21 protein-coding genes are annotated in these 21709 nt (G+C 42.3%); 14 read left to right on the plus strand and 7 right to left on the minus strand.

The genetic code is table 11. The features are described from left to right. The first annotated feature begins 2 nt into the window (after positions 1-2). From LRC_RS04980 to LRC_RS05045, 13 genes are all read left to right on the plus strand, one after another. Positions 3-929 carry a manganese-dependent inorganic pyrophosphatase gene (locus LRC_RS04980; RefSeq protein WP_014073422.1) on the plus strand — a complete coding sequence of 309 codons (927 nt, stop codon included), beginning with the start codon at positions 3-5 and terminating at the stop codon, positions 927-929. Positions 930-1153: 224 nt separating this feature from the next. Next, a complete protein-coding gene (locus LRC_RS04985) occupies positions 1154-1906 on the plus strand; it encodes a DeoR/GlpR family DNA-binding transcription regulator (RefSeq protein WP_003693950.1) in 753 nt (250 codons plus the stop codon). A gap of 112 nt (positions 1907-2018) precedes the next feature. Next, positions 2019-3179 (plus strand): pyridoxal phosphate-dependent aminotransferase, encoded by a 1161-nt coding sequence (locus tag LRC_RS04990; RefSeq protein ID WP_014073423.1) that lies wholly within the window; start codon positions 2019-2021, stop codon positions 3177-3179. Positions 3180-3281: 102 nt separating this feature from the next. Beyond that, positions 3282-4163: a hypothetical protein gene (locus LRC_RS04995; protein WP_014073424.1), complete on the plus strand. Its 882-nt coding sequence runs from the start codon at positions 3282-3284 to the stop codon at positions 4161-4163. Positions 4164-4174: 11 nt separating this feature from the next. Next, positions 4175-4807: a DUF5052 family protein gene (locus LRC_RS05000; RefSeq protein WP_041819972.1), complete on the plus strand. Its 633-nt coding sequence runs from the start codon at positions 4175-4177 to the stop codon at positions 4805-4807. Positions 4808-4827: 20 nt separating this feature from the next. Beyond that, entirely contained in the window at positions 4828-5607 is a 780-nt protein-coding gene (gene murI, locus LRC_RS05005; protein WP_014073426.1) for a glutamate racemase, read from the plus strand. 12 nt (positions 5608-5619) lie between these two features. Beyond that, on the plus strand, positions 5620-6141 hold the full coding sequence (locus LRC_RS05010) for a GNAT family N-acetyltransferase (protein ID WP_014073427.1): 522 nt from the start codon (positions 5620-5622) through the stop codon (positions 6139-6141). Positions 6142-6160: 19 nt separating this feature from the next. After that, the gene (locus LRC_RS05015; RefSeq protein ID WP_014073428.1) at positions 6161-6853 is read left to right on the plus strand and encodes a YjjG family noncanonical pyrimidine nucleotidase; all 693 of its coding nucleotides are present in this window, start codon (positions 6161-6163) and stop codon (positions 6851-6853) included. A 145-nt stretch (positions 6854-6998) separates the two neighbouring features. Continuing rightward, positions 6999-7796, plus strand: coding sequence for a Cof-type HAD-IIB family hydrolase (locus LRC_RS05020; protein WP_014073429.1), 798 nt, complete (start codon positions 6999-7001; stop codon positions 7794-7796). Positions 7797-8189: 393 nt separating this feature from the next. Then, complete coding sequence (locus tag LRC_RS05025) at positions 8190-8672, plus strand: hypothetical protein (protein ID WP_225354873.1); 483 nt, start codon at positions 8190-8192, stop codon at positions 8670-8672. Positions 8673-9153: 481 nt separating this feature from the next. Then, positions 9154-9996 (plus strand): metallophosphoesterase family protein, encoded by an 843-nt coding sequence (locus LRC_RS05035; RefSeq protein ID WP_014073432.1) that lies wholly within the window; start codon positions 9154-9156, stop codon positions 9994-9996. Positions 9997-10075: 79 nt separating this feature from the next. Next, positions 10076-10681 carry an aggregation-promoting factor gene (gene apf, locus LRC_RS05040; RefSeq protein WP_014073433.1) on the plus strand — a complete coding sequence of 202 codons (606 nt, stop codon included), beginning with the start codon at positions 10076-10078 and terminating at the stop codon, positions 10679-10681. A 118-nt stretch (positions 10682-10799) separates the two neighbouring features. Beyond that, complete coding sequence (locus tag LRC_RS05045; RefSeq protein WP_041819977.1) at positions 10800-11267, plus strand: 8-oxo-dGTP diphosphatase; 468 nt, start codon at positions 10800-10802, stop codon at positions 11265-11267. Between the two features lie 64 nt (positions 11268-11331). Here LRC_RS05045 and LRC_RS05050 read toward each other — a convergent pair whose 3' ends face one another. The 5 genes from LRC_RS05050 to LRC_RS05070 all read right to left on the minus strand — a co-directional run bounded on the left by LRC_RS05050 (position 11332) and on the right by LRC_RS05070 (position 14865). Continuing rightward, positions 11332-11625 carry a hypothetical protein gene (locus LRC_RS05050; protein ID WP_014073435.1) on the minus strand — a complete coding sequence of 98 codons (294 nt, stop codon included), beginning with the start codon at positions 11623-11625 and terminating at the stop codon, positions 11332-11334. A 365-nt stretch (positions 11626-11990) separates the two neighbouring features. Continuing rightward, on the minus strand, positions 11991-12590 hold the full coding sequence (gene lepB / locus LRC_RS05055; protein ID WP_014073436.1) for a signal peptidase I: 600 nt from the start codon (positions 12588-12590) through the stop codon (positions 11991-11993). A gap of 11 nt (positions 12591-12601) precedes the next feature. Then, on the minus strand, positions 12602-13012 hold the full coding sequence (locus LRC_RS05060; protein ID WP_014073437.1) for a hypothetical protein: 411 nt from the start codon (positions 13010-13012) through the stop codon (positions 12602-12604). A 92-nt stretch (positions 13013-13104) separates the two neighbouring features. Beyond that, entirely contained in the window at positions 13105-13950 is an 846-nt protein-coding gene (locus tag LRC_RS05065) for a TIM barrel protein (protein WP_014073438.1), read from the minus strand. Positions 13951-13995: 45 nt separating this feature from the next. Then, positions 13996-14865: a DegV family protein gene (locus tag LRC_RS05070; RefSeq protein ID WP_014073439.1), complete on the minus strand. Its 870-nt coding sequence runs from the start codon at positions 14863-14865 to the stop codon at positions 13996-13998. Between the two features lie 447 nt (positions 14866-15312). On the opposite strand from LRC_RS05070, the gene LRC_RS05075 reads away from it, so the two are divergent. Then, entirely contained in the window at positions 15313-17010 is a 1698-nt protein-coding gene (locus tag LRC_RS05075; protein ID WP_014073440.1) for an Rqc2 family fibronectin-binding protein, read from the plus strand. A 41-nt stretch (positions 17011-17051) separates the two neighbouring features. On the opposite strand, the gene parC is transcribed toward LRC_RS05075, so the two are convergent. Beyond that, a complete protein-coding gene (parC, locus tag LRC_RS05080; protein ID WP_049780089.1) occupies positions 17052-19457 on the minus strand; it encodes a DNA topoisomerase IV subunit A in 2406 nt (801 codons plus the stop codon). A 68-nt stretch (positions 19458-19525) separates the two neighbouring features. Next, on the minus strand, positions 19526-21562 hold the full coding sequence (gene parE / locus LRC_RS05085) for a DNA topoisomerase IV subunit B (RefSeq protein WP_014073442.1): 2037 nt from the start codon (positions 21560-21562) through the stop codon (positions 19526-19528). Positions 21563-21709 lie beyond the last annotated feature (147 nt).

The following is a 21709-nucleotide window of genomic DNA, read 5'->3' on the forward strand; positions in this document are numbered from 1 at the left end:
TAATGAAAGAACTCGTTTTTGGCCACAAAAACCCTGATACGGACGCAATTTGCGCCGCAAAAGCATATTCATATCTTCAAAATCAACGCGGCTTTGAAACTGACGCCGTTGCCTTGGGCGAACCTAACGAAGAGACAAAGTTTGTTTTGGATTATTTCAAAGAACCAGCACCTCGCGTAATTGAAAAAGCTTCCGATGAAGTCGAAGCAGTCATGCTCGTCGATCACAACGAACCGCAGCAAAGCGTCGATGACATTAAAGATCTTACGGTGACTCACGTTGTTGATCATCACAGGATTGCAAACTTTGATACGGCGGCACCTTTGTATTATCATGCAGAACCGCTCGGATGCTGCAGCACAATCGTTTATAAGGAATATAAGGCTTCAGGTGTTGAAGTTCCTGAAAAGATCGCCGGATTGATGCTTTCGGCAATCATTTCCGATACGCTTTTGTTCAAGTCTCCGACGACAACGGATGAAGATAAGCAAGCTGTTGAAGAACTTGCTCAAATCGCCGGCGTTGATTACGAAAAGTATGGTCTGGAAATGCTCAAAGCAGGCACGAACCTTGCTTCAAAGACTGAAGAAGAACTCATCACGGCTGACGCAAAGTCCTTTGAAATGGGTGGAAAGACTGTTCGCGTCGATCAGGTGAATACGGTCGATCTTGATGAAGTGTTTGCACGCGAAAGTGCTTTAAGAGCTGCAATCGAGAAGCAAAACCAAGAAGAAGGCTATGATCTCTTTTTGCTGATGGTTACGAACATTCTTGATTCCGATACTCGCCTGCTCGTTGTCGGTGAACCTCAAGACGTTGTCGAAAAGGCCTTTGGCAAAAAGCTTGTCGATAACAAAGTCGATCTTCCGGGCGTTGTTTCTCGCAAGAAGCAAATCGTTCCGCAAATGCAGAAAGCATTCGAAAACTGATAACGGTGAAGTCCCCGCTTTTGAAGAAAAGCGGGGACTTTTTGCTTTGTATTTCACTTACAATTGCTTAAACGATTTTACTAAACAACTATTTTTCGGATTTTTTTCGGTTAAAATATCGTTAAATACGCATTATTTTCTAAAAAGTAATTAAAGTTGCTTTAAATTACTGATTCAAGCCTGTATAATCAAGTAGAGAATATTTTTAAGTCGAGGTGTGAATCATGAGTCAGGAAAAAAGAATCGAACTCATTAAACAACTTCTCGAAGAACGTCAGGAACTTTCTACCAAAGACATTATGGAGGAATTCGGCGTTTCGCAGGATACTGCGCGTCGGGACATAGTGCTTTTAACGAAGCGAGGTGAGGTCAAGCGAACTCATGGTGGCATTTTGCCTCTGGATTTTGGCAAGAGCGTACCCAATTTTCAAAGTCGATTGTCACAATTTACTAAACAAAAAACGCAAATTGCAAATGAAGCAGCCAAATATTTCAAGCCGCACAACGTCTACTTTGTCGATGCGTCAACAATTCTTTTAAAAACTTGTCAGACGATTAATATGCCTTTAACGGTCATTACTCATTCGCTTGACAATTGCATCGCGTTGTCTGAGCACAACAAAGTAACGGTTAAAGTTTTAAGCGGAACTCTGAATCATGAAAATCGTTACTTTTATTCGAACTTGGCCGTGGAAGAGCTAGCCGATGTCGTGTTTGATACGGCCTTCATTGCAGCATCCGGGATTGATGAAACCGGTGCATATCTGCTCGATCAAGGCGATGCTCAGATTGTCGGAACGGCAGTCAAGCGTGCCAGAAAGGTAATTTTGGTTGCTGAGCACCAAAAATTCATCAACAAGTCTTATTATCGAATTTGTCCGTTGGATAAAATTTCGATGTTTATCACGGACAAGCAGCCGACAAAAGAGCAGCTTGCGATGTTTTCGCCTTATACGGAGATTAAAGTTGCAAAATAAGTCATTCATGATGAATATAATTCACATTCAGTGGATATTTCTTTTTTTAGATTAAAATGATATAATTGATTTCATATCGTATTATAATTATAGTGCTATGAGGAGAGTCGCTATGGAAAACAAATTCAACCACAAAATCGAAAAAATTGCCGTTTCTTCAATTCGTCAATTTGACGCTGAAGCAAGCGCAATTCCTGGAATTATCAAATTGACGCTGGGGGAACCCGACTTCAATACGCCGGAGCATATCAAAGAAGCTGCTAAAAAGGCGATCGATGACAATCTTTCGCATTATACGCCAAATGCAGGGATTCCTGAACTGCGCGAAGCAACGGCAGCATATTTTAATGAAAAATACAATCTTCACTACAAGCCAAGTCAAGTGATTACGACGATCGGCGCAACGGAAGGGATCGCCACGGCCTTGCAGACAATTATGAATCCGGGCGATACGATCATTATGCCGACGCCCGTCTTTCCGATTTATGCTCCAATCAGCGAAATTAACGATGGCAACGTCGTAACGGTCGATACGAGTGCCGACGGATTCGTTTTGACGCCGGAACGTCTGCGTCGAGTATTTGACGAAAACAAAGACAAGCATTTCAAGGTATTGGTGCTTGTCTTCCCAAGCAATCCTACAGGCGTCACGTATTCAAGGGAGCAGCTGCAGGCTATTGCTGATGTCTGTGTCGAAAAGGACATCTGGGTTCTTTGCGATGAGATTTATGCAGAACTGACCTATTCCGGCACGCATACTTCAATGGCAGAAATCATCCCTGAAAGAACGCTTCTTTTAAGCGGACTTTCCAAGTCACATGCAATGACCGGTTGGAGAATCGGTTATCTCTTCGGACCGCAGGATTTTGTCGATCAAGCAGTCAAATCTCATCAGTACATGGTTACCGCACCGGTGACGAATGCTCAATATGCTGCTTTGGAAGCCATGAAGAACGGAAAGCATGACAGTGATGTGATGAAAGCCGAATACCTTAAACGTCGCGATTTTGTCAAAAAAGAACTGGAAGAAGCAGGTTTTGAGATGGCAAGTCCTGACGGCGCATTCTACTTGTTTGCCAAAATTCCTGCAAAGTGCGGCACTGATTCATGGAAATTTGTCAGAGATCTCGCCAAGGGAGCTCGCGTTGCCTTGATTCCTGGAGCATCTTTTGGACCTGGCGGCGAAGGCTACGTTCGTTTGAGCTATGCTGCTTCGATGGAAAGCCTTCAAGAAGCAGTCAAACGCATCAAAGAATACGTCAACAGTTTGTAAGATCACAGCAATATTGTCAGCCGGCGGTGCCGGTTGGCTTTTTTGTTTGTGCTCCTTGTGACAATAGAATATAATTAATAAAGTGGTTTAAGAGGTGAGTAAATGAAAAACGAAAAAAAACATCCTGTCGCTCTTTTGATAACGGGACTGCTGCTGGTTCTTTCGACAATGATGCTTTTGCTCAGTCTGACCGTTAAGCAAGTGATTTCAGAATCGGTCAAGGAAACTGAAATCGTTTCGGAAATGTCTGACAGGATGTATTCATTGATGTTTGAGAATACAGTGCTTAAAAACTCAGCAGGAAACAATGACTTGAAGGCATCCTTCCAAGCCGATGAACACGCAAGCAATGCTGTTTCGATGATTGTTGCTCAGACTTTGACAAATCTTGAAGAAGGAAAATCTTATGCCTCCTGCGACATTTCCGGAGAGCTTGATCAAGCGGTCGGCGATGTCATCAATCAGCTGAAGAAAAACGGGACCTTGAGCAATCAGGAAGCGTCTATGGCTGAGCAAGGTTTAAAATCCCAAACTGATATGATTTCTGAAGAATTGAATCGTTATGCCAAAAACATCTATGAAGGACTGACGGCTGAAAATACGCCGGTTGCCAAGATTCTTTCTTATTATCGAATCTTTGTCTCGATTGGCTTCAGAATCGTGATGATGCTTTTGATCTTGTTTTTGATGCTTCTGACAGTCAAGCTGACTAAAAAGAACGTCAACGCACTGTATTTGATCGGAGCAGAACAGATCGTTGCCGGATCAGTCGTCAGCTTTGTAATTTCAAATGCCCTGTCTTCAATCGTGATGGAACTGTCAAACAGCTATTTGAAAACGTCCGTCTTGATTGAACGGGCTCCGTTTGAAAAAGCCGGCTCGTATTCAATCGTTTTAGGCATTTTGCTGATCGCTTCGGCAATTTTTGCAGCATTTAAAAAAAGTGCAACAAAGAGGCAAAAAAATAAACATTTTGACAATTAGGGGTGAAACGAATGAAAAAGAAGCATTTTATCGAAGTTATTGCTGCAATTGCGATTATTTTTGTGCTTGGAGGATGCAGCATGCTTCAGTCAGCCATTAACGACATCAAAGGTTCGCTCGTTGGCAACGACTATACCATCTTCACTTATGACAACTATGGTTCAAAAGTGTTGGAAACCAGCGGACGCAAAATCAGCATTACCGGCAATCCCGTCAAGACGTCTGACTATGACAGCGACGGAGACGTCAAAGAACGCTATGAGCTTTCTTCGGTAATTACGATTACGGTTGACGGCAAGGAAATCGAATCATGCGGCGACACGTGCGTTTTCGTTCAAAAAGGTCTGAAGCCTGATGTCAATTTTACGAAAAAGTCGATTAAAGGCAAAGAAAGCGGTGCGCTTTCAAGCTATGCATCCGTTGCGCGTTTTTTGAACAAATATAAGAACATGTTTGGCAAATCCAGAATCGTCGTCATCAAGTCTCAGCTCGGACAGCCGATTGCCGCTTATTCCGGAGATGAGGTTTACTGGAAAATACCGAAAAATTTGCCCAAAATGACCAAGTTGATGATTGACGGCAAAGCGCTTTACATTCATCGTGCCAATTTTCAAATCATCGATAAGGATCTGCTTGAAAAATAATTTGCAAAAGGAAGTTTGACATGGATTCAGAAGAAACAAAACGCCCGATTGGAATTTTTGATTCCGGAATGGGAGGCCTGACGGTTTTGCGCGAATGCGTAAAAATCATGGGAAACGAAGACTACATTTTTTATGGTGACTCATTCAATGCTCCGTACGGTATCAAAAGCACGGAGCAGGTGTATCGGCTGAGCAAAAAAATAGTTCAGCTTTTCTTGAAAAAAAACGTCAAAGCGATCGTAATTGCTTGCAATACGGCAACGAGCGCTTCAGCCTCAAGACTCAGAAAAGAGTATCCGGAACTGCCGATCATCGGACTTGAACCGGCATTAAAACCAGCTGTTTTGCATAAAAAGAACTCGACGGTTCTCGTCATGGCAACCCCGCTGACGTTAAAAGAAAAGAAATTTGAAAATCTGATGAATCGGTTTGAAGACCAGGCCAAAATCATCAAGCTCCCTGCGCCTGATTTGGTCGAGTTTGTCGAACGCGGCGAAATCGACACGCCAGAACTCAAAAAATATCTTCGCTCGATTTTGAATCCGTATCTCGGAAACATCGATGCGGTCGTTTTGGGGTGCACGCATTTCCCGTTTGCCAAAAGAGCGATCCAGCAAATCGTCGGAAACGACGTTTATGTCGTTGACGGCGGTGCCGGTGCAGCAAGGGAATTGAGACGTCTGCTTGAGGACAAAAACGAGTGTCGGAAAGAGAATCGAATCGGAAAAATCGAATTTTTAAACAGCAATCCCGATCCGCAAGAAATTGAACTTTCAAAGAAACTTTTTGAATTGGATTAGAGGTTGAAAGTTATGAAATACGTCAGACAGGCAACTCTTGGTGATTTATCTGAAATCAGCGCAATTTTTGAAGATGCAAAAAAAGTTTTGTCAAACGACGGTTCTTCGCAATGGCAAAACGGTTCGCCGTCGATTGAAAATTTTAAAAAAGATATTGAAGACGGATGCTGCTATGTTTTGATCGTCGATGAAGAAGTCGCAGGAATGGCATCATTGATTGAAGGACCTGACAAAAATTATCAGCGAATCGATTCCGGAGAATGGAAAAACAGGTCTGATGATTATATTGCGATTCATCGTGTGGCCATCTCCAGCAAGTATCAAGGACTGCATCTGAACGATACGTTTTTTGCTTGTTTGCTGACGGTCATCGAAACCAAAGGCTTCAAGCACGTCAGAATCGATACTCATCCTAAAAATCAGCGTTTGCAGCATATCGCTGATAAATTCGGGTTCGAATATCGCGGCATAATTCATATTGAAGATGAGACAGTTGATTCTGAAAGAAAGGCATACGAATTGGAACTTGGTTAATTGATAAAAGAGGGACAAAATGAAGAAAAAATACGATACGCTGCTTTTTGACGTTGACGACACTCTGCTTGATTTCGGTGCGGCTGAAACGCAGGCATTGGGAAAATTGTTCAATGATCTTGGCATTGAGCTCGATGCTGAAATCGAGGCAAGCTATAAATCGTACAACCAGAGTCTTTGGAAAAAACTCGAAGTTGGATCGATTACGCGCAAACAGCTGCTTGCTACGCGTTTCCCGACTTTTTTCAAGAAGTACTTCTCACTTGACGTTGATGCGGACGTACTGACTCCGAAGTATATGAACTACCTTTCCATGGGACATGAAGAGGTTTGCGGTGCAAGACAGCTGTTGACGTCATTGAAAGATTCAGGACACAAGATGTATGTTGTGTCAAACGGCAACCTCGACGTTCAGAATCAGCGCTTGAGAGATTCTGGATTCGGGGACTACTTCGAACGGATATTCATCTCAGAGAAGATGGGCGTCAAAAAACCGGATAAGGAATTTTTTGACGTCGTTGAACGAAGCATTGAAGGATTCGTTCCGGAAAAAGCAGTCGTCATTGGTGATTCTTTAACATCAGACATCAAAGGGGCAAACAATGCCGGACTTGACAGCGTTTGGTTCAACCCGAACGGGATCAGGAACGAAACGGAAAATAAACCAACGTACGAAGTCAAAAATTTGAACGAAATCAACAAGCTTGTTTAAGAAGTCAAGGAAAGTCATTATAGCGATAAAACGCAGTGCGTTTTTTGCGTTTATTCTAAAAAAAGCTGATGTTCAATTATCTTGGCAAGCGCTTTATTTTGTGCTAAAATTTTGTTGGTATCAATATAAAAGGAGAGTACTAATCATGATTAAAGCACTTGCCGTAGATATGGACGGAACGTTTTTGAATTCAAAAAAAGACTATAATCGACCGCTTTTTAAGAAGCTCTACGATAAAATGAAAGATTACGGCATCAAGTTCATTGTTGCAAGCGGCAATCAATACGTGCAGCTTAAACGCTCATTTCCTGAAATCTGCAATGAGATTTCATACGTTGCCGAAAACGGGAGCTGCGTCATGGAAGGCGAAAAAATTCTCTTTAAGAAGACTATTTCTCGTGACGACGTGTTGTTCACTGCTTCCGTTTTAGATGAATATGACGATGTCAATTATGCCGCCTGCGGATTCAAATCGACTTATTATCTGAATCGGGCTGATGATCATTTTGAAAAGATTATGGATTTTTATTGTCCAGTCAACCAAAGACTCGATACTTTTGAAGAGATGCCAGAAGACGACGTCTTTAAAATGACGCTTGAATGTCCGGCCGAAAAAACGGCTGAATATCTTGAAATCATGCGGAACAGTCTTGCGGGAAAACTTGAAGCAACCTCCAGCGGACACGGTTCGATCGATTTGATCATCCCTGGATGCCATAAAGCATACGGCTTAAAGAAACTGCTCAATTACTATAAGATCGATGCAAAAGATCTGATGGCTTGCGGTGACGGCGGAAACGATATTGAAATGCTTGCGCTTGCAGGTCACAGCTATGCGATGGCAAACGGTTCGGACGAAGTCAAAAGAGTTGCCAAATATCAAGCCGCAACAAATGACGAAGACGGTGTTTTGCATGCTTTGGAAAAAGAATTGAATTTATAAGCATCTAAGCTAAGGATAACTTCAGGCAAGACTTAAGTTTTGCCTTGCAACTATCAACCTGCTTTCAGGAACTGGATTTGACCAAATTGTTTGATACGAAAATACAGGTTTGTCAATTAATTCGAAAAATGTAAGTCTCGACGGCAGATTCAGCTTGTCTCGAGGCGAAAAACAGCAAAGTCACAGTCCGTGGGGATAAAAAGCTTTCCTGACATGGTTTCGACTGAAAAGATGCATGCAACGTATGGCTTTTTGCCTGAACAGCTGGCGCATTCGGCACTGCAAGCTCTAAAAAATTAAATAATTTGTAAACCCCGGTGCTTTTAATAGTCACGGTTGATAAAACATGCTATGATTAAAGGGTATTCAAGCATAACGGGGGTGTAGTCTGATTTGCTAAAAAGAATGAGGATAAGGCACAAACTTGATAAAAGAGCAGAGCTCGGGGACGTCGTCAGAGATGGCGAAAAGACATACGTCGTAATCAACATCATAAAAGCTCATGTTTTTGTGGATGCCAACGGTGAAATTTCAGCAATTTATGATTGCTTATGTCAACGGTATCGTTCGGAGAATCTGTCAGAGGAATTTGTGACGACGCAAACCGAGCTTCCATATGGGAGAGGGGAATGGGATGAAATTGCTGACGTCGGTAATATCATCTATGATACGGAAACCGGCATCTATGTTTCGATTGAACGAATTGCCGGGATAAGATTTGAAGGAGAGACGATGTACGTCACATACGAATTCTCCCCCGTTCCTGAGTGGAGCGATTATGAGATGGACGAAGCAGTTTTGAAATACAGACATCGGTTCATGCACCTTGTGCGTCATGACGAAAAGAGAACTCAGGAACAAAAGCCGTCATATTGAAAAAACGGATTGTTATTTGCAATTGATTGTAAATATAATCCGTTTTTTTTTCGCATGCGGGACGATTACCTTCAATCCAAAATAGTTTGGCGGTAAACTTGACTGAGAGCTTGGCGCGCTGATTTATCAGGGCACTGCATTTGGCAAAATTACTTCCGGTTACGGACACATTGATGAAAATGGGTCTTCTGTCCGTAAGCAATCTGCTCGAAAAAAGGCGATTACGAACAAAATGAGCGAAAAATATCTTGAACGATACAAAAAACATTTCAAAAATCCGGATATCATAAAATATCGGTGGAAACATGAAGAGCTGCCTGCTTGTTATCCAAGATTATGGTCGGAAGAAGCATCAAGGTGTTGCGGATTTTGATTGTTTTATGAGTTTTTCGTCAGAAGTGCTTTTGGCTTTGGTCAAAATCGTCTATACTGTAATTAAACACATTGATCAAGGAGGGCCATTTTTTATGGCAAATCAAGCATGTATCGAAAAATAGCATTAATCTCTGATATTCATGGAAACATGACCGCGTTTCAGGCAGTTTGTGATGATCTCAAAAAGCAAAAAATAAATGAAGTCTGGTTTTTAGGCGATATGTTCTCACCAGGACCAGGGGCGCTTGAGCAATGGAAACTCTTCAAATCGTTGGAGCCTTCCATCTGCGTTCGCGGAAACTGGGACGATCTGTTGGTCAACGGCTATAAAGGGAGGCTTTCGCTTGAAAAACCGAGTCGCGTTTTCTTTTCTCGGTTGGCCGAATTTATCGGGATGCAGCTTGGTTCGGCAATCATTGATGAAATCGAACATTGGCCTTTGCATCAGCTCATTGACGTCAATAATCTCAGGTTCAGCTGCGCCCATAATCTGCCGTTCCATAATTTTGGTCAAAAGCTTTATCCGACGTCTTCCCAGACAACGTTTGATGAAGTGCTTAAAGATACCAAGGCAGACGTTGCTCTTTATGCACACGTTCATCATCCACTCATGCGTTATACGACTTCAGAACAACTTGTCATCAACCCGGGATCGGTCGGAGAACCTTTTTGTGACTGGCCTGGACTTCATGATGACTTGAGAGCTGAATACTGCATTTTAGAGTGCGACGAGCAGGGGATGCCGCAAGTTTCATTCAGAAAGGTTTCTTACGATCGTCAGCAAGAGATCAAGCGCGCTGAAAAAGCAGGACTTCCATACCTTGATTTGTACTCTGATCAGCTTTATTCAGGCATCGTTCATACTCACGATCATGATCTGTTGGAAAAAATCAACGAAGAACGAGGCTATTTGAAGGATGTTCTTAAATATATTGAAAAATTGAAGTGAAGTTTTGATATTTTCAAAAAAAATTAGGCCTTTTGGTGAATTTTTCAAAAAGGCCTTTTTTTAGTGTTATGATTTAGACATGAAGAAGGAAGGGAGATTAAAAATGACTGTTGAAAACACTCAAGCCGTTGATCAATCTGCATATCTGCAAGTTTTGAATCAGGCAAACGCAGGCTCTCAAGCAACGCAGGCGCAGCAGTTTTCAAATACTCTGAAGAAGATTCAGGTTAAATATGGCGACACCGTTTCGGAACTTGCTGAACAGTATGGGACGACGACTGACGCGATTGTTCGGGCCAATAATCTTCGCGATCCGAACTTCATTTTGGCCGGGCAGAATCTCGTTATTCCTGCCAAGGGCCAGTCGGTTCAGGCTGTTTCCCAGGCTCAGACCGTCGAATCAACGGGTAGTTCATCGTCATCTGAGTCTGAGGTTTCTGCAGTCGGAACTGGTGAGAGTTCTGCTGAAGCTTCCGCACGTGCATGGATCGTTCAAAGAGAGTCTGGCGGTGATTATAATGCACGCAACGGTAAATACATAGGCAAGTATCAATTGGACAAAAGTTACCTTAACGGTGACTATTCGCCGGCAAATCAAGAGAAAACCGCTGAAAGATACGTCCATCAGCGGTATGGTTCTTGGGTGAATGCTCAAAAGCACTGGCAAACGCATAATTGGTATTAATACGGCAAATTCTTAAACATTTCTCTGCTCATACGGGACCGTTGACGTTATCGATCGTCAGCGGTCCTTTTGTGCTAGAATAATATTTGTTCAATAACAAGAGAAAAGGGTGGCTGCAATGGAAGACAGAAGCGAAAGCGTTGAATTGACAAATATGTGCATGATTCAGAACGGCACAAAAATTTTGGTTGAAGATCGCAAGAATAAGACGTGGGCGGGCGTGACGTTTCCCGGAGGGCATATCGAACCTGGCGAATCGTTTAATCATGCGATGGTTCGAGAAATTTTTGAAGAAACGGGACTCAAAATCAAGCATCCATTGTTGTGCGGAATCAAACAATTTCCAAGAAAAGACAATAAGAGATATATTGTTTTGCTGTACAAGGCAAATGACTTTGAAGGACAAATCAAAAGCTCAAAAGAAGGGGAGATCTTTTGGATCGAACGAACAGATTTAAGAAATTATTCATTGCCGGAAAACTTTGCTGAGATGCTGCAGATTTTTGAGAATAATCAGTTATCCGAAATCGATTATCATCCCGTTGGTTCCGTTTATTCAGGCGAATGGATTACTGAAATCTATTAACCGTTAAAAACATCAGTTCGCAAAAATAAAAAAGATGGTCGCAATGATCATCTTTTTTTGATATTTAAAAAAAGCATTGAAACAAAGTATAGGCTCCCGCTACAAGACATGCCAAGCCGCCAACGATAGTAACGGCTTTGACTTCACCAGGAGTATCTTCCCAAGAATCACGCTGGTCTTTTCCGGATAGAATTTCAGTATGCTTGAGAACAAGCATCAAAAATCCGGCAATCAGCAAAGCGATTGCCAAAAGGCAGTATCCGACCTTTGTAATTATAGCAATATGAAACGATGATCCGATTGAAGCAGCCAAAACGCTGCCGATAACCGTTAAAGCAAATATGATTCGTTGATTCATCTAAAAACCTCCAATATGACCACAATACTAATATTACAGTGTTTTAAGCCAATATTCAAGGAAGTTCACTAAAACCATGAAACCATGATGAACATCAGCGTGTTTTTGAATCGGTTCAGCTTGTTGCCATGACGTATTGCGTTATTCAATTGCTTAATTGCACATATTATTCAAAAAACTTGAATTAAGCTTCCAAAAATACGTTTTGCCTGAGGGGAGACCTCTAAGGATTCATTTTTGTCTTCTACTTTACATAATATACATTATATAAAGTAGTACCCGAAAGCGCGCCCTAGAGCCATTTTTGATTTTGCGCTGAATTTTTTTAAATAAAAACCGCATGCTCTTTTGCATGCGGTTATTTCTTAGTCAGCTCTTTGATACGAATTGATCAAATCGTGTTTGCCGTTCCAAAAAGGAACTTTGACGACGCCGAGAATTTTCTTTCTTGGAACGAATCCGTAATAGCGACTATCGTTTGAAACGCTTCGATTATCTCCCAAAACGAAATATTTTCCCTTGGGAACTTTGAATGTGCTTCCGGTTCCTAAAACAACGCCCTTTGCTTTGGGTAAATTAGCAGCAACCTTTAAAGTTCCGTCAACTTGCTGCTGTGACGTGATGTAGCCTTGCGATCTGAATTTTCCGTTAACAAAAAGTTGACCGTCATCACGATATTCAACGGTGTCTCCGGGCAAAGCAATCACCCTTTTGACGTATTTGGTGTCTTTTGTCAAGCCAGTGTTGTTTTGATCGACTCCGTACGCATCAAAGACGACTACCGAATCACGCTTTATCTTTGCCTTATGCAGCATCAAAACGCGTTCATTATTCTGAAGGTTCGGATACATTGATGTGCCGTCAACTTTTACGACTGAAACAAAGAATGTTTTAATGACGGCCGCAATCAAAAAACCGACAAGAATCGGAATAACCCAACTTAAAATATTTTTAACAGCTTTCAAGTAATATTTCCTCACAAATCTTTAAATTTCTGATTCACGTACAAGTGATTCAGATACAGTGCAAAAATTGCGGCAAATAAGAGTTCATATAAAAGGAATACAGAACTTTCGCCATATACGAACGGCATGAATATTACGATCAAATCCAGTCCGATTCGAACGAAGAATCGCGGATAATCAAAGTGAATCATATTGCTGAACAAGCTGATGATCCCAACGAAAGCTATCAGCAACGCAATTAAAATTAAAAACGTGAACAGAATTTTAGCATCATCCGCATATCGTTCGGCAGCTTCAAAAGACCTTCCGGGACGCCTGAGAATTGCTACTATCAATCTGAAATACCATGTGCTGAGAATATAGACAACACCTAATATGCCGATGATGATATTCGTCCATATGTTAAAAGCCTCGCGCTTCATGTTCCGGCCCCCTAAAATTAGTTAATTCCACAAATTGATTATAGTATATAATCGGCTTTATTAAATCATCTAGCAGCAATAATTTGCTATTTTTAAGCGTTTCTTAACTTATCTGCGAGGCCTAAGAGATATTCATGACTTGCTATTTGTTCTGACGCATCCCTTTGATCTTTCAAAATAATCTCATAGATGCTCGTTGCATCGTCGTTCATCAACGGCAAAGCCTTTTCCCAATCAATCTTTCCTTTTCCAAGAGGCAGACTGTCATGCGTTTCTCCCATTGAATCAACCAAGTGGTAATGAACGACATGTTCTTTTAAACGTTTCATTGAGTCAAGCAGCTTTTCGTTGCTGCCTTTATTTTTGATAAAGCAATGCGAGGTGTCGAAGGCCAAGCGATATCCCTTTTCAAAAATATAAAGGTCTTCTTTTTCATCACCGTAATAAAAAATCGGCGAAATCGAGTTCTCAAACATAATGTGATTTTTGCCAAGATTTGCAAACGAGTCAATACGTCGATAAGCTTGTTCTCTTGCTTGATCGACTCCTCCCCACATATTGATATAACTTTGGGTCTGGCGTGAATAAGATCCGTGAACGAGCAGCTGAGCATCATAATCAAATGCAAGCTGCAGCAAATCGTTCGTGCTTTTATCGATAAAATTATAAAGGTCGCGACATTTATCGAAAGGCGCGATCAATTCCGTAAACTGGCCATGAAATCGCATCGGGTGATGCATCACGATCTTTTGTACGCCCTTGCTTTTGATCCATTCAAAATCATATCTGAAACGTTTAAGTCCTTCCTCCGTAAAATCATTTTCAGAAGTATAAAATTCGAAAACATCCGGGTTGTAACGAAGTCTGTCTTCAATTTGTTCTGAGTCAGTGCTTGCCTTTAAACCTAGTTGAATTTTCAAAATGTCACCAGCTTTCACAAAATTAAAGAGCTGAGATTGATCCCAGCTCCTTTTCGTATTGCGTTATTTGTAAATATCTTCCATCCATCCGAGTGCGAGAGCTTTTTCTCCGAGATGCGTTCCGATAACAGGACCGAAGTAGCTGATATCGATTGGATAACCGGGATGATTCTTGGATAATTTTTCTCTCCATGCAAGAGCAGCAGCTTCATCATTTCCATGGAAGATGATTAAACGCAAAGGATAATCTATCCCTTTGATACGTTCGGCAAACAAATCTTCTGCACGTTTTAAAGCCCTCTTAGAGGAACGAACTTTTTCAAAGGCCACAATTTTATCCGATTTATCATCAAACGTTAAAAGCGGTTTAATTTTCAAAACGCTTCCGATAAATGCAGAGGCATTTGAAAGACGTCCTCCTCGAACGAGATTTTGCAGATCATCAACGACAAAGATTTCGTCAATCGTATCGCGCACATGATCGAGACGTTTGAGGATATCGTCCAAATCTGCTCCGCTTTGAGCCATGCGAGACGCTTCGATGACTAAATACCCCATCAAAAGAACCGTAATTTTTGAATCATAGGGAACAAGATTGATTCGATCGGAAACGGCATCCTTGACCGTTGTTTCAAGCGTTCTGATGAATCCGGAAATAGTTCCGGCAAGATGGATGCTGATAACGGTATCGTATCCTTCGTCCGCTAATGACTCATACAATTCAACCAATTCTCCGACTGGAGGCTGCGAAGTTGTCGGGAACTTCTCGCAAGTACGCAATTTTTCATAAAATTCTTCAGTTGTGATGTCGATGCCCTCGTTATAAACTTTGTCATCGATAATAAAAGGAATCGGAACAACGCGAATATTATATTTTTCCACCTGTTCTTTGTTAAGATAGGCTGTACTGTCGGTTACAACAGCGATTTTCATTTAACTACACCTACTTTAATTTATTATTGCAAACTTAATGATACCACATAAACGAGCCGATGACTAGAAAGCCGGAATATGTTTCGCAACTACATAAAAAAGAGCAGCCTTCTATATTTTGATCGGTTGCAACAACCTCATCTGCTTTAACGCTTGTGCTTGCCTCTGTCAATGCTAAGCCGCGACAACTTTTTTCATCTGATGTCTCCTTTCAACATACCCTTTTCAACATACCCTTTTTTAAAATACAGTATTTCCAAATACAATTTGTTAATTATATTTAATAAAATGCATTATAACATAATCAATTAGATGTTCGACATAAAAATGAATGAATTATGACGAAAAGAAGACGAATTTCTTTTCGTTTTGACTTTGACGTTTTTTTTGCCATATCTCGCAAAAAAAGTTAGAATATTAAGGAATGCTTTTAAGGAGGAATGTGAAATGGCTTTTGACGGTCTTTTTACTCGAGCAATGGTCAAAGAACTTGCTGATTGCCTGGTTGGCGGTCGAGTTGCAAAAATTTCTGCTCCGTATAAAAACGAAGTTATTTTGACGATTCGCAATCAAAGAAAAAACTATCCTTTACTGCTTTCAGCTCATCCCACGTATGCACGAACTCAAATTACCGAAATTCCGTATTCCAATCCGCAGACACCGACGAATTTCACGATGGTTCTCAGAAAATATCTGGAAAGCGCCAAACTTTCATTTGTCGAACAATTTGAAAATGACCGAGTAATCAACTTCGGGTTCGTTACGAGAAACGAACTCGGAGACAAACTGCCGCTTCTTTTAAGTCTTGAGATTATGGGACGCTATAGCAATTTGATCTTGGTCGATCAGGAAACGGGAAAAATCATCGATACAGTCAAGCACGTATCAATGGATCAAAACAGGTATCGAACGCTTTTGCCGCAAGCAACGTATCGTTTGCCGCCTTCCCAAGGAAAAATCAATCCCTTCAAAGACGAATCGAAAGCATATTTGGAACTTCTGAGAAAGTTCCCTAATCGAGAAGTTTTGGCCAAAAACATCGTCAAAACGTATCAGGGCTTTTCAAGAGAAAGCGCGTTGATTTTGGCGGACCGCCTTCATGAAACAAGGGAGCTTGATGATGCCTTCGCTGCATTTTTAAGAGAAACCAATAATCCGCATCCGACGATTTTGGAAACCGACAAGGGCCTTGATTTTACGTGTTTCAAAGCATCGTCCGAGCATGTCGCGACCTTTGAAACGCTGAGTTTGATGATTGATGCATATTATCGCGAAAAAGCTACGAGAGATCGCGTCATGTCGCAAGGTTCAAAGCTGATTCACGTCATCAAAAACAATCTGTCGCGAAACAGAAAAAAACTCGTCAAGCTTGAAAAAGAACTTAAGGCAACGGAAAACGCTGACGAATATCGAATCAAGGGCGAACTGTTAACGACCTATCTTTATCAGATCAACCGCGGAATGACCGAGGTCATGCTCAATAATTATTACGATCATGAAAAACCGGTAAAGATTTCTTTGTCGAATCAGCTTTCACCGTCCGCCAATGCGCAAAAATATTTCAAGCGTTATCAAAAACTTAAAAATGCCGTTTCTTTCGTTACGAGGCAAATCGATTTGACGAAAAAAGAAATTGATTATCTCGAAACGATTCAGGCTCAGATTGAACTCGCTGAACCTGAAGATTTGCAAGACATCGAACTTGAGCTTGAAAAAGGCGGCTACCTTGAAACAAAAAACAAAGCAAAAAAGAAGCCTCGTCAGGCAAAAAGCAAGCCTGAAACTTTTATTGCATCGGACGGAACGGAAATATCGGTCGGAAAAAACAATTACCAAAATGATCGTTTGACCCTGAAAACTGCCAAAAAGGATTATTATTGGCTGCACGTCAAAAACGTTCCCGGCTCTCACGTCATCGTCAATTCGGATTCTCCAAGCGACGAAACGTTGACCGAAGCGGCAATCATCGCTGCTTATTATTCAAAATCCAGAGCATCGGCCAATGTGGCGGTTGACTTTGTACAAGTTAAAAAAATCAGAAAACCAAACGGCGCAAAGCCCGGGTTCGTTATCTATGAAGGTCAAAAAACGCTTTATGTCACGCCTGACAAAGAACTTATCGAAAAATTGAAGCATGCAAAGTAAAAAAGCTTGAAGCTACGAACGTGGCCTCAAGCTTTTTTGATTTATTCATCTTCTGAATCAGTTTCCTGACGGACGACCGTGACCAGACAAGGATTACCTTGAGAATCCGTGTCAAGCACGAACGATCCGTTTGAATAGCGATCGCATGACGGATGATCCGAAACGCTGAGTTCGATTTTTTCGCCTGCAGTCGTTTCGATAATCAGTTTGTCCGTTTCGATAACCGGCTTGGCAAAGAAGATTCGATGTGGGTTGCGCTTCAATTCGCGCAAAATCTGAACACCGCGTCTGGCCCTTGAATTTTTCGGAATTTTGTCGACCTTCATCTTCTTGAAAGCTCCGCGTTGGGTCACGATGGCGACCTCATCATGTTCACTTACCAAGGAAACGCTGATCAGGAAGTCATCTCTCAAATCCATGCACTTGACACCGCTTGTCCTTGCGCCCGTGGTTGGCACTTCATTCAACAAATAGCGCAGTCCGTACCCGGCATGCGTTGTACAAAAGACTTGCAGATCTTCGTTTTCTTTCTCAACAAATTCGGCCATGATGACTTCGTCAGTATCAGTTTTAAGTTTGATGAACGTCTGTGCACGCGATCTGTACGTTCGTCCCGGTTTGAGATCTTTAAGCAGCGTCTGCTTGATCATGCCTTCTTTTGTGGCAAAAACAAATGCTCCTTCTTTTTCAAGACTGTCAAACGTAAAGGCTTCGATAACTCGTTCATCATCGCTTAAACCGACCGTTTGGCTCAAATGCTCGCCGGTATCCTTCCAGCGCGAATCAACGATGTCATGAATCGGTCGATAAATGACGTTTCCCTTATTGGTAAACATCAGCAAATGATCCAAAGTATTGGCGACTTTCATCAAAATGACGACGTCTTCTTCTTTCAAGCCGTTGTCGCTTTCATCCGAAGCTTTGAACGAGCGCAACGAAGAGCGTTTTACGTATCCGTCGCGCGACACGAGCAGCATGACGTCTTCTTGAGCGACCATGACTTCGGTGTCGATTTTGAGTTCCTCAATTTCAGCCCTGATTTCAGTCAAGCGCGGCGTTCCGTATTTTTTGTCAATGTTCCTGAGCTCTTTTTTGATTACTTTGTCAAGTTCTTTGCCGTTATTTAGAATCTTGGTATATTCGACAATTTTACGTTCAAGGTCCTCGGCTTCGTTTTGCAATGCGGTAACGTCGGTATTCGTCAAACGATAAAGCTGCAGGGAAACGATGGCCTCAGCCTGCTTTTCGGTAAAATCAAACGATGAGACCAAGTTGGCTTTTGCATCCTTTTTATTTTTTGATGCGCGGATAGTCTTGATGACGTCATCCAAAATCGACAGCGCCTTGATCAGACCGTCAACGATATGTTTGCGCTCTTTGGCCTTGTTAAGGTCAAATTCAGTGCGTTTTGTCACCACGATGCGCTGATGTTCAAGGTATGATTCGAGAATTTTCTTCAAGCCGACATGTTTCGGACATTTGTGATCGATTGCAACCATATTGAAATTGTATGAAATCTGCAAATCGGTATTTTTAAACAAATAATTCAAAATGCCCTGTGCGTTTGCGTCCTTTTTAAGTTCGATGACGATGCGAAGTCCTTCGCGATCGCTTTCGTCTCTGACCTCGGCGATTCCTTCTGCTTTCTTTTGCAGCCTGATTTCGTCAATTTTTTTGACCAGCAAAGCCTTGTTGACTTCGTAAGGAATTTCTTCGATTACGATCTGCTGCTTTGCGCCGCGAACGTCTTCAATTTGCGTCCTGGCCCTCAGCATTGCTTTGCCGCGTCCCGTTTCATAAGCTTTCTTGATACCGTCCAAGCCAAGCATGATTCCGCCCGTCGGGAAGTCGGGTCCCTTGATGAATTTCATGAGATCATCCAACTCGGCTTCAGGATGATCCATCAGATAAATCGTTGCCTGAATTGTTTCGGAAAGGTTGTGAGTCGGAATCTCCGTCGCATATCCCGCAGAAATTCCCGTTGCTCCGTTAACCAACAGATTTGGAAATCGTGCCGGCAAAACGGTCGGTTCAAATTCGGTATCATCGAAGTTTGGAACCATTTCAACCGTTTTTTTGTCGATATCTTTCAGCATCTCAGCCGCAATTTCTGACAGGCGTGCTTCTGTATAGCGCATGGCAGCTGGAGGATCGCCATCCATGGAACCGTTGTTGCCGTGCATTTCAATCAAAGGCTCACGCAGTTTCCAATATTGGCTCAAACGAACCATCGCTTCATAAATTGAACTGTCGCCGTGCGGATGATAATTACCCATGACATTTCCGACTGATTTGGCCGATTTTCTGAACGGCTTGTCAAATGTGTTGCCGTCTTCGTTCATGGCAAACAGGATACGGCGCTGAACCGGCTTTAAACCGTCGCGAATGTCAGGAAGGGCGCGTTCCTGAATAATATATTTGGAATAGCGTCCGAAACGTTCGCCCATTACGGCTTCAAGCGATAATTCCTGAATATTTGAATGTGTTGCTTCCGTCAAAAATAGCCCTCCCGTTCCTAAATGTTTTCATCCAAGTCGTCATCGAACAGTGACAGACTCTTTTGTGCAATTTCTTGATCTTCTTTGCTTGAGGCATCCCCATGAGCAGATGCGGCAACGGCAGTATCAAGCAGGCTCCCGTCTTCTTCAAGCGTAAATTTAACGTTTTTTTCAATCCATTTTCGTCTTGGCTCAACACGGTCTCCCATCAGAGTTGAAACGCGTTTTTCGGCCAATGCATCGTCCTCAATTTTGATTCTGACCAAAGTTCTCGTTTCAGGATTCATAGTTGTTTCCCAAAGCTGATCGGCGTTCATCTCGCCCAACCCTTTGAATCGTTGAAGCGTAAAGCCTTTTCCGATTTCTTTTTCGGCCGTTTTAAGTTCTGCATCGGTCCAGGCATACTTGACGATGGTCTTCTTTTTAACTGTTTTTTGAAGCTTGTACAACGGCGGAAGCGCAATGTAGACTCTTCCGGCATTGATCATCGGTCGCATGTATTTATAAAAAAACGTCAAAAGCAACGTTTGAATATGCGCGCCATCGGTATCCGCATCGGTCATGATAATGACCTTGTCATAATTTGCGTCCTCGATGTTGAACTCGGTCCCGACTCCGGCACCGATCGTATAAATCATGGTATTGATTTCTTCGTTTTTGACGATATCTTGAAGTTTCGCCTTTTCCGTGTTCAAAACCTTGCCGCGCAACGGCAAAATTGCCTGAAACTTGCGATCACGTCCCTGTTTGGCAGACCCGCCGGCAGAATCCCCTTCGACTAAGAAAAGCTCGTTTTTCTTGGCATTCTTTGATTGAGCCGGTGTCAGCTTGCCTGAAAGGAGTCGCTCCTTTTTGTGGCGTTTCTTGCCGTTTCGGCTTTCATCGCGCGCTTTTCTGGCCGCTTCTCTTGCTTCTCTTGCCTTTAGCGATTTGCGCACGAGCTCTTTGGCAAAATCGCCGTTTTCCATCAGGTAGTATCCAAGCTGTTCATTGACAATTCCGTCAACGGCGGTTCTTGCTTCCGGCGTTCCGAGCTTGCCCTTTGTCTGTCCTTCGAATTGAAGAAGTTCTTCCGGAATTCTGACGGAAACCACGCAGGACAAACCTTCTCTGACGTCGCTTCCTTCGAGGTTTTTGTCCTTTGACTTAATCAGATCGACCTTTCTTGCGTATTCGTTGAAGGCTTTGGTCCAAGCGGACTTCATTCCTACTTCGTGCGTGCCGCCGTCTTTTGTGCGCACGTTGTTGACAAATGACATGATCGTTTCAGAATAGCCGTCATTATACTGTGCGGCAACTTCGACTTCGATGCCGTCCTTTTTGCCTTCAAAGTACATGACGTTTCCAAGCGTGTCTTTTTCTTCATTAAGGTAGGAAACAAATTCCTGAATCCCGTTTTCAAATAAAAAGACGTCCTGGTCATCGTTTCTTTCATCGGTCAAAATAATTTTAACGCCTTTCAAGAGGAATGCCGATTCGCGCAAGCGTTCAGCCAACGTGTCATAATTAAAATGCGTTGTCGAGAAAATCTTTTTGTCAGGTTTAAACGTGACGGTCGTTCCGCTTTGCTTTTTGGCTTTACCGATTTTCCGCAAAGTTCCAACGGGATGTCCGCCATCAACAAAGTCTTCTTCGTATTCAATCCCGTCACGAACGGTATTTACGGTCAATTTTTCAGATAAGGCATTGACGACGGAAGCACCGACCCCGTGAAGTCCGCCTGAGGTTTTATATCCGCCTTGTCCGAATTTTCCACCGGCATGAAGCACCGTATAAATGACTTCAACGGTCGGAATCCCCATCGCATGAATTCCGACGGGAAGACCTCGACCGTTGTCGACAACCGTAATCGAATCATCTTTGTGAATCGTCACGTCAATTTCTTTTCCAAATCCAGAGAGTGCCTCATCAACCGCATTATCAACGATTTCGTAGACTAAATGATGCAACCCTTTGGCATCAGTCGAACCAATGTACATCCCCGGTCTTTTTCTGACAGCTTCAAGTCCTTTCAGAACCTGAATGGAATCATCGCTATAATTTTCAGTACCCATAAATTCGACCCTTTCTAAAAATTTGTAACTATTTTATTCTAACTCAAAAATAAAAGCTTTGGCAAGTAGGAGCAGCGAACTTAAATTCGCCAAATTGAAAGTAAATTTGCGCAAAGACTGTCTTTGGGGTTAAAATAATGTCTGTAT

Origin of the sequence: Ligilactobacillus ruminis ATCC 27782 (assembly GCF_000224985.1) — a bacterium.
Lineage (GTDB): Bacteria > Bacillota > Bacilli > Lactobacillales > Lactobacillaceae > Ligilactobacillus > Ligilactobacillus ruminis.